11 protein-coding genes are annotated in these 7,545 nt (G+C 64.5%); 7 read left to right on the top strand and 4 right to left on the bottom strand.

Annotated features, from left to right (window positions below; translation table 11 throughout):
• On the bottom strand, positions 1–130 hold a 130-nt coding region (locus EOA23_RS29260; protein ID WP_145966508.1), incomplete at its 3' end, for an NAD(P)-binding protein.
• Between the two features lie 191 nt (positions 131–321).
• Here EOA23_RS29260 and EOA23_RS29255 point away from each other — a divergent pair.
• The gene (locus tag EOA23_RS29255) at positions 322–717 is read left to right on the top strand and encodes an acyl-CoA thioesterase (RefSeq protein ID WP_127306693.1); all 396 of its coding nucleotides are present in this window, start codon (positions 322–324) and stop codon (positions 715–717) included.
• 117 nt (positions 718–834) lie between these two features.
• On the top strand, positions 835–1,038 hold the full coding sequence (locus tag EOA23_RS29250) for a hypothetical protein (RefSeq protein ID WP_127306692.1): 204 nt from the start codon (positions 835–837) through the stop codon (positions 1,036–1,038).
• Positions 1,039–1,208: 170 nt separating this feature from the next.
• Here EOA23_RS29250 and EOA23_RS29245 read toward each other — a convergent pair whose 3' ends face one another.
• Complete coding sequence (locus tag EOA23_RS29245; protein WP_127306691.1) at positions 1,209–1,577, bottom strand: helix-turn-helix domain-containing protein; 369 nt, start codon at positions 1,575–1,577, stop codon at positions 1,209–1,211.
• 90 nt (positions 1,578–1,667) lie between these two features.
• Between EOA23_RS29245 and EOA23_RS29240 the strand changes: the two genes are divergently transcribed.
• The 5 genes from EOA23_RS29240 (at position 1,668) to EOA23_RS29220 (ending at position 6,202) form a co-directional block, all read left to right on the top strand.
• A complete protein-coding gene (locus EOA23_RS29240) occupies positions 1,668–2,273 on the top strand; it encodes an NADPH-dependent FMN reductase (protein WP_042646171.1) in 606 nt (201 codons plus the stop codon).
• Between the two features lie 226 nt (positions 2,274–2,499).
• Positions 2,500–2,865, top strand: a complete 366-nt coding sequence (locus EOA23_RS29235) for an avidin/streptavidin family protein (RefSeq protein WP_127306690.1) — start codon at positions 2,500–2,502, stop codon at positions 2,863–2,865.
• 133 nt (positions 2,866–2,998) lie between these two features.
• Positions 2,999–3,541: a helix-turn-helix domain-containing protein gene (locus EOA23_RS29230; RefSeq protein WP_127306689.1), complete on the top strand. Its 543-nt coding sequence runs from the start codon at positions 2,999–3,001 to the stop codon at positions 3,539–3,541.
• A complete protein-coding gene (locus EOA23_RS29225) occupies positions 3,538–4,632 on the top strand; it encodes an HlyD family secretion protein (RefSeq protein WP_127306688.1) in 1,095 nt (364 codons plus the stop codon). The genes EOA23_RS29230 and EOA23_RS29225 overlap by 4 nt, the downstream gene beginning before the upstream one ends.
• Positions 4,633–4,639: 7 nt before the next feature.
• Entirely contained in the window at positions 4,640–6,202 is a 1,563-nt protein-coding gene (locus EOA23_RS29220) for a DHA2 family efflux MFS transporter permease subunit (protein WP_127306687.1), read from the top strand.
• 30 nt (positions 6,203–6,232) lie between these two features.
• Here the strand turns inward: EOA23_RS29220 and EOA23_RS29215 are convergent, their stop codons facing one another.
• Together EOA23_RS29215 and EOA23_RS29210 are read right to left on the bottom strand one after the other, a co-directional pair.
• A complete protein-coding gene (locus EOA23_RS29215) occupies positions 6,233–6,457 on the bottom strand; it encodes a hypothetical protein (protein ID WP_127306686.1) in 225 nt (74 codons plus the stop codon).
• A 103-nt stretch (positions 6,458–6,560) separates the two neighbouring features.
• The coding region (locus tag EOA23_RS29210) for an autotransporter outer membrane beta-barrel domain-containing protein (RefSeq protein ID WP_127306685.1) at positions 6,561–7,545 on the bottom strand (985 nt) is incomplete at its 5' end.

Raw genomic sequence — 7,545 nt, 5'->3', positions numbered from 1 at the left:
CGTAGAAGCGCCGGTCGGTTCCGCCGGCCTCCAGCACCAGCACCGAGAAGCGGCCCGAGGCCGACAATTTGTCGGCCACGACCGAACCGGCCGAGCCGGAGCCGACGATGATGAAATCATAAGTCTGCATGATAGGCGGGCGCGCTCCGAAATTCGCGGCCTAGCCTAGACATTGCCGGCTCGCGGCGTCGCCGTGGCTTCCGGCATGGCTTGTGAAAAAAGCGACTGCTCCGGCGGCGCAGTTTTCGCTTTCAGCAGAGCTTGCGACATCGCAACCGCATTGGTACGGGTTCAGGAAAGCAGCGGCTGAAGGACTTTCCTATGGTGCATTACGCGGATGGAAGACCCCTCGGCGATCTCACGCTGCGCACGCTCGCCATGCCCTCCGACGCCAATGCGGCCGGCGACATCTTCGGCGGCTGGGTTATGGCGCAGATGGACCTTGCCTGCGGCATCCGCGCGGCCGAGCGCGCCAAGGGGCGCGTGGTCACCGCAGCGGTCAAGGAGATGTCCTTCGCCAAGCCGATGAAGATCGGCGACACGCTCTGCATCTACACCCATGTCGAGCGCGTCGGCCGCACCTCGATGGTGCTCAAGGTCGAGGCCTGGGCGCAGCGCTACCTTTCCGACCTGATGGAAAAGGTCACCCATGCCGATTTCGTCATGGTGGCGCTCGACGGCGAAGGCAAGCCGAAGCCGGTTCCGGCCGAGAGCTGACAGGCTCCGATTCTCCGCGAGCTTGCCGTTTTGTAACAACGCCCGCGCGGCAGATGCGCTTCGCGACATCCAATGGTTGCCTTCGCGCCCCAGTTTGTGGTCGCGAGGGGGAAAACAATGCGTCAACACATGCTGAACGGCTGGCTCGTGGCAGCCCTTATCGCTCTGGTCTGCCTGCTCGGCGTTACAGCCTATGTGGAGATCAGCAAAGACCTTCCACGCGTCGCCTGCGTGAGGGACCTGAAGGCGATCGACAAGAAGGCCGCGCAGCAGGAGACCTGCTCGACGGCGTGCTGCAACACCACCGCTGCAAGCGCCTGATCGGTGGCCGGCTAAAGACAGTCATCCTTGTCGAGAGGGCTGCGCGGACACACCTGCGAGGCTGGCTGCGGAGCCGCAGCAAATCCGATCAAAGCCGGAAGGTACGAAAGGGCCGGCGCCGCGCCGCACGGTTCATCCAATGGTTCAGAAACCTTTGAACTACAAGGGTTTCAAGGCTGCTGGCTGTCGAATCTCGCCCGCGCCTCACGAACCCGATTTGTGTTCTTCCGGGCCCATTCGCCGAGCGCGCCGACCGGCACGAGCAGCTCATGACCGAGCTCGGTCAGCTCGTAATCGACGCGTGGCGGAATGGTCGGAAACACTTTTCGCGTCACGAACCCATCGCGTTCCAGTCCACGCAAGGTGGTGGTCAGCATTTTTTGCGAAATGCCGCCGACGGCGGCGCGCAATTCGTTGAAGCGCATCGCGCCGTCACCCAGCTTGCCGACCACGAGCACGGTCCATTTGTCGCCGACCCGCTGCAGGATTTCCGACACGGCACGGCAGTCTTCGGTGATATGCGGGTGCCTCAGTAACATAAACGTGCCCCCTTGCGCGCTCGTTTGTCAGTATCACATATAGCGCCGGTATCCAAACGATACCAGAAATTCCCGCAAGGAGAGCCCCTTATGTCCAAGCCCAAAATCGCCATCGTCGTCGGTTCGACGCGCGCCGCCCGCTTCGCCGACGTGCCGACGCAGTGGATCGCCAAGATCGCCAAGGCCCATGCCGACATCGACGTCGAGATCGTCGATCTGCGCGACTGGCCGCTGCCCTTCTTCGATGAGGTCGCTTCCTCCGCCTGGGCGCCGTCGCAGAACGAAGTGGCGCAGCGCTGGCAAAAGAAGGTCGCCGAGTTCGACGGCTTCATCTTCACCGCCGCCGAATACAATCACGCGCCGACCGGTGTCTTGAAGAACGCCATCGACTACGCCGCCAATGAATGGAACAAGAAGCCGGCCGGCTTCGTCGGCTATGGCTCGGTCGGCGGCGCACGCGCGGTCGAACAGCTCCGCCTCATCGCCGTCGAGCTGCAGATGGCTCCGGTCAAGTCGGCCGTCCATATCGCCTGGGGCGATTTCCTTGCGGTGCGCCAGGGCGAGAAGAAGCTCGAGGATCTCGAGCACCTGAACCAGGCCGCCGTGGCGCTGGTCAACGACGTCGCCTGGTGGGCGAAGGTGCTGAAGGCGGCCCGCGCCGCCGACGCGATCGCCGGCGAAGCCCAGGCTGCTTAAAGCGCCTGCGAAAAATCATCCTCCCGAAGGGCGGCGCTTGCGTCGCCCTTTTCAATGTGCGGTGGACTGAAAACCACCATCTTCCTTGGACCAGCTTGATCCCTTAAGCCGGCGCATCGTTCTGCATTCGGCCCGGCGACGTTTGGCGGTCCTTGACCGCTCGGAGCGGTGCGTTAGATGCGGGACCGAATCCGCTGAAAGATCAAGACGGTCGTGGAGGAGCGGAATGCCTTGGCTCGGCAGATGGCGCAATCAGTATGGGTCCGTCCTCGATATCACCCGCGAGGACGGCGGCCGGATCGAAGGCACGTTTCGCACGGCGCTCGAAGACAGCAGCTTCTATGGACAGACCGTGCCGGTATCCGGCATCGCGCATGGCGACGTCATTGGAGTGACGGCCGCCGGCGAGGGTACGGCCGGCCCCGCCGCAGTGAGCTACACCGGCATATTGCGGGACGGCAAGCTGGAGACGATGTGGCTGACGGTGGCGGGCAGCACCATCACCGGCAAGGAGGGCGAAATCGCTTCCCGCAAGCAGGTCGGAACCTGGCGTGCCTTCGGCACCAGCCTCGACACCTTCGTCCGAGAATAGCCAAACAGCCAGCAGGCACTACGGCCGCTCACGACTTCGTGTCGGCCGATTCCAAAGTCGCGTCGCATACTGACTTGCATTATGCAACTAACTTCGATATATGTGACTTGCATCTTGATAGTGAGTCACGAGAATGGTTGCCAGGACGAGCTTCGAAACGCGCCCATGCCCGATCGCGCGCAGCCTCGACGAGGTCGGCGAGTGGTGGAGCATCCTGTTGCTGCGCGACGCATTTCAGGGCCTTACCCGCTTCGACCAATTCCAGAAGAGCCTTGATATCGCCCCCAACATCCTGTCGCGGCGGCTGAACAGCCTGGTCGAGCGCGGGTTGTTCGAGAAGCGCGCCTACTGCGAACGGCCGCTCCGCCATGAATATGTGCTGACCGCCAAGGGCCGCGATTTCCGGCCGGTGCTGCTTACGCTGCTTGCGTGGGGCAACCGGCACCTGGCGCCCGAGGGCCCTAGCCTCGTCGTGGTGGACACGGCGGACGGGCGCTGGGCCGATCCCGTCCTGGTCGACAAGGAGACCGGCAGGCAACTCGACAGCGGCGGCTTCGCCCTGGCGACCGGACCGAGAGCCAGTGATCGCATGCGGCGACGCTACCGCTTCAGCAGCGAAGGGCCGGGCCTCCCGCTGATCGAGAATGGCGGCCAGGACGAGGCGAGAAGCAGATGAACAAGCCTCTTTCCCCGGCTGAGTTGCAGGCCTCCGTCGTTGAAGCCCCGAAGCCGGCGAGGAAGCGGCGCAAGCCGTTGCTGCTCGGCGTGGCCCTGATCGCGATCGCTGCCGCCGGTTGGTATGGCGCCGAGTGGTGGCAGGCTAACCGCTTCATGGTGACGACCGACGACGCCTATGTTGGCGGCAATGTCACGCCGCTGGCGCCGCGCGTCGCCGGCCACATCGACCAGGTGCTCGTCGAGGACAACCAGCATGTCGCGGCCGGCCAGCCGGTCATCCGCATCGACGACAGGCCGTTCAAGGCGGCGCTGGAACGTGCGCAGGCATCGGTGCAGCAGAAGCAGTCGGCGCTCGACAATCTGCGTGCCCAGATCTCGCTGCAGAACTCGCTGATCGAGCAGGCCAGCGCCGATCTCGAGGCGAAGAGCGCGGCCGCCGCGTTCACGGCGCAAGATGCCAAGCGCTACGCGGTGCTTGCCAGCGCCAGGACCGGCTCGCAGCAGGATGCGCAAAAGAGCGCCGCGGCCGACGGCCAGGCGCAGGCCTCCGTCGCCGCCGCGCGGGCGGCGCTCGCGGCGTCGCGACAGCAGCTCGACGTCCTCAACACCCAGATCTCGGAGGCGACGGCGGAAGTCGCGGCGGCCAAGGCGGATCTCGATACCGCCCAGCTCGACCTCGGCTTCACGGAAATCCGCTCGCCGATCGACGGCATCGTCGGCAACAGGCTGGCGCAGGTCGGCACCTATGTCTCGCCGGGCAGCTATCTGCTGACCATCGTTCCCGCCTCGGGCCTGTGGGTCGACGCCAATTTCAAGGAAGACCAGCTGCGCGCCATGGCCGACGGGCAGGCCGCGACCGTCTATGCCGATATCGCCCCCGACCAGCCGCTCAAGGGCCATGTCACCAGCCTGGGGCCGGCCACGGGGGCGATCTTCAGCGTCATCCCGCCGCAGAACGCGACCGGCAATTTCACCAAGATCGTGCAGCGGGTGCCGGTGAGGATCGCGATCGACGCCGATCAGGTGGGCAAGGTCGCGCTGCGGCCCGGCCTATCCACTGTCGTCACCGTCGATACCGGATCGCATTGAGGGCGCCATGTCAGCGCCGGCCGCCTCGCAATCCTTCCTCGCCAGCATCCTGCCGTTCATGGTGATGTGCGTGGGGATGTTCATCGCGCTGCTCGACATCCAGATCGTCGCCTCGTCGCTGCAGGATATCGGCGGCGGCCTGTCGGCCGCGCAGGACCAGATCGGCTGGGTGCAGACCTCCTATCTGGTGGCGGAGATCATCGTCATCCCGCTGTCGGGCTGGCTCACCCGCGTTTTCTCGACCAGATGGCTCTTCACCATCTCGGCCGCGGGTTTCACCCTGGCCAGCATGCTGTGCGGCTTTGCCTGGAACATCGAAAGCATGATCGTGTTCCGGGCGCTGCAGGGGCTGCTCGGCGCCTCGATGATCCCGACGGTGTTCACCTCGTCCTTCCATTATTTCCAGGGCCCAAGGCGCGTCTATGCCGCTGCCGTCGTTGGCAGCATCGCCTCGATCGCGCCGACGCTAGGGCCAGTCATCGGCGGCTGGATCACCGATACGTTGAACTGGCACTGGCTGTTCTACGTCAATGTCATCCCCGGGGTTGTCATCACCGTGCTCGTTGCGCTGCTGGTCAAGATGGACAAGGGCGATCTGTCGTTGCTGAAGGGCGCGGACTATATCGGCATGGCGCTGATGGCGGTCAGTCTCGGCACGGCCGAATATGTGCTGGAGGAAGGCTCGCGCTGGAACTGGTTCGATGACGCCACGATCCGCAACGGCGCAGTTGTCGCCGTGGTGACGCTCGTCCTGTTCGTCGTCCGCAGCCTGACCTATGCGCAGCCGGTGGTCGACTTCCGCGCCTTCGGCAACCGCAATTTCGCCATCGGCTGTTTTCTCTCCTTCATCACCGGCATCGGCATCTTCGCCACGATCTATCTGACGCCGCTGTTCCTCGGCTATGTGCGCGGCTACAACGCGCTTGAAACGGGGCTAGCGGTGTTTTCCACCGGCGTCGCCTCGTTGGTCGGCGTTCCGGTCTACATCTTCCTCGCCAAGCGCTTCGACACGCGCTGGCTGATGATGTTCGGCCTGGCCTCCTTCGGCGCCTCGATGTGGAGTTTTTCCGCCATCACCAGTCAGTGGGGCTCGGCAGAATTGCTCCTGCCGCAGATCTTTCGCGGTTTCCCGCAGGTCTTCGCCGTCGCGCCCAGCGTCAATCTCGGGCTCGGCAGCCTGCCGCCGGAACGGCTGAAATATGCCAGCGGCCTGTTCAATACCATGCGCAATCTCGGCGGCGCGGTCGGCATCGCCATTTGCGGGGCGATCCTCAACAACCGGACAAACTTTCATTTCCTGACGATCGCTTCACATCTGACGCCGCAGAACGAGGCGGCCATGCGCCTTGTCGATAACGTTGCGCAGCGCTACGGCGAATTGCCCGGCGCCGTCGACGACGGCCACGCCGCCGCGCTGAAGCAGCTCTGGCAACTCGCCTATCGCGAGGCTTCCACCATGGCCTATGCGGACGCCTTCCTGGTCATCATGGTGGCTTTCGTCATTGCCACGGCGCTGGTCCCGTTCCTGCGCAACGTGACGCCGAAGGCGCCGCCGCCGGACGCGCATTGAGGGCCGCGCAAGTGCCTCGCGCGACGCAGTCTACCGCGACCCCGCCCCAAACCAGCGGATAAAGGCCGCATCCTTGCCGGTGATGTCCTTCACCGCTTTCAGCAACGCCTCGTGCAGGGTTTGCATGGAGCGGTAGTGATCGCATTGCGTCGATATCAACGGGGCCACGATACTGCGATGCAGCTCTCCCGCCGCCATCAGGAACCGCTGAAGCTCCGACTCCGACAATTGCTTTGCCTTGTTGCGACGAACCACCGCGACCTCCTGCGAGAATCGCCCCACCAAGGATCAAATTCCTATATGCGTCGGAAAGTTTCCAGCGACCGCTGGTTGCCTTTTTCGACCTGTCGTCGTCAGCCTACCACTTCACGCTGAAGCCGACCGAGCCGCCGAAGGCATGGCTGTCGCCGAAATCCTCCAGGCTGGAGCGCGCGAGCAGCTCGCCATGGACGGAATAGCGGTCGTCGGCCCAGCTCAGCGAGCCGCCGACGCCGAGGCCGCCCCACAGCTGCTGCGGTTTGCTGGTCAGCCTGGTGCCGGAGACATCGACATCGGTGCCGTCGAGGAAGTCGTAATAGAGATTGGCGATGCCGTAGACGTGCGAGCGGCTGGTCTGGCCCGCGCTGCCCTTCCATTCGCTCTCATAGTCGGCGGAGAGGCCGAGGCGGCCGGTCAGGCTGTCGCTGCTGCCGTTGGAGACCAGCGCGCCGTAAGGATCGGTGAAGGTGTCGAAGTCGACCGAGGCGTAGGAGAGCTGCGCCTGCGGCGTCAACGACCAGTTGCCCGCGAGCGCGATCTTCTGTCCGGCCTCGATGCCGAGGCCGTAGCCGAAGCCGTTGTTGCCGTCGGCGAGTTTCTTGCCGAGCGTCGCGGAGGAAAGATCGCTGTCGAACCAGGTGAGCTCGGCCTGGGTGTCGACATAGAAACCGTTCTTGCCGTACCAGGTCAGCGTGCCGCCGAAGCCGTAGCCGGTGGCGTCGATCGAGCCGGTGCCGAAGGATGAGGAGACGTCCGACTTCACCGTGCCGTAGTGGACGGTGAGACCGCCGACCAGCGTGCCGGAAGCGGTTTCGGAGAGCAGCAGGTCGAGGCCGGCCTGCAGCCGCCAGAGGTCGGCGTCATAATCGGTGCCGGTGGTGCTCGTGCCCGGCTCGAACTCGCTGTGCGAGGCCTCGATGCGCCCCCAGATAGGGTTGCCGCCTTGGCTGGCGCCGCCTGCCGCCGACTGGTCGGCGGCAGTCCATGAGCGGTTGCCGATGCGCTGCTGCAGCGTGCCGAGCTGGGTGAAGCTCTGCAGCGCGCCGGCATAGGCCTCGTAGACAGGCACGGCGGGTGAATAGAGC

The sequence above is a fragment of the Mesorhizobium sp. M2A.F.Ca.ET.042.01.1.1 genome, from assembly GCF_003997405.1.
Classification (GTDB): Bacteria; Pseudomonadota; Alphaproteobacteria; order Rhizobiales; family Rhizobiaceae; genus Mesorhizobium.
The sequence above is the reverse complement of the archived record's forward strand: the minus strand, read 5'-3'. Positions and strand labels throughout refer to the sequence as shown.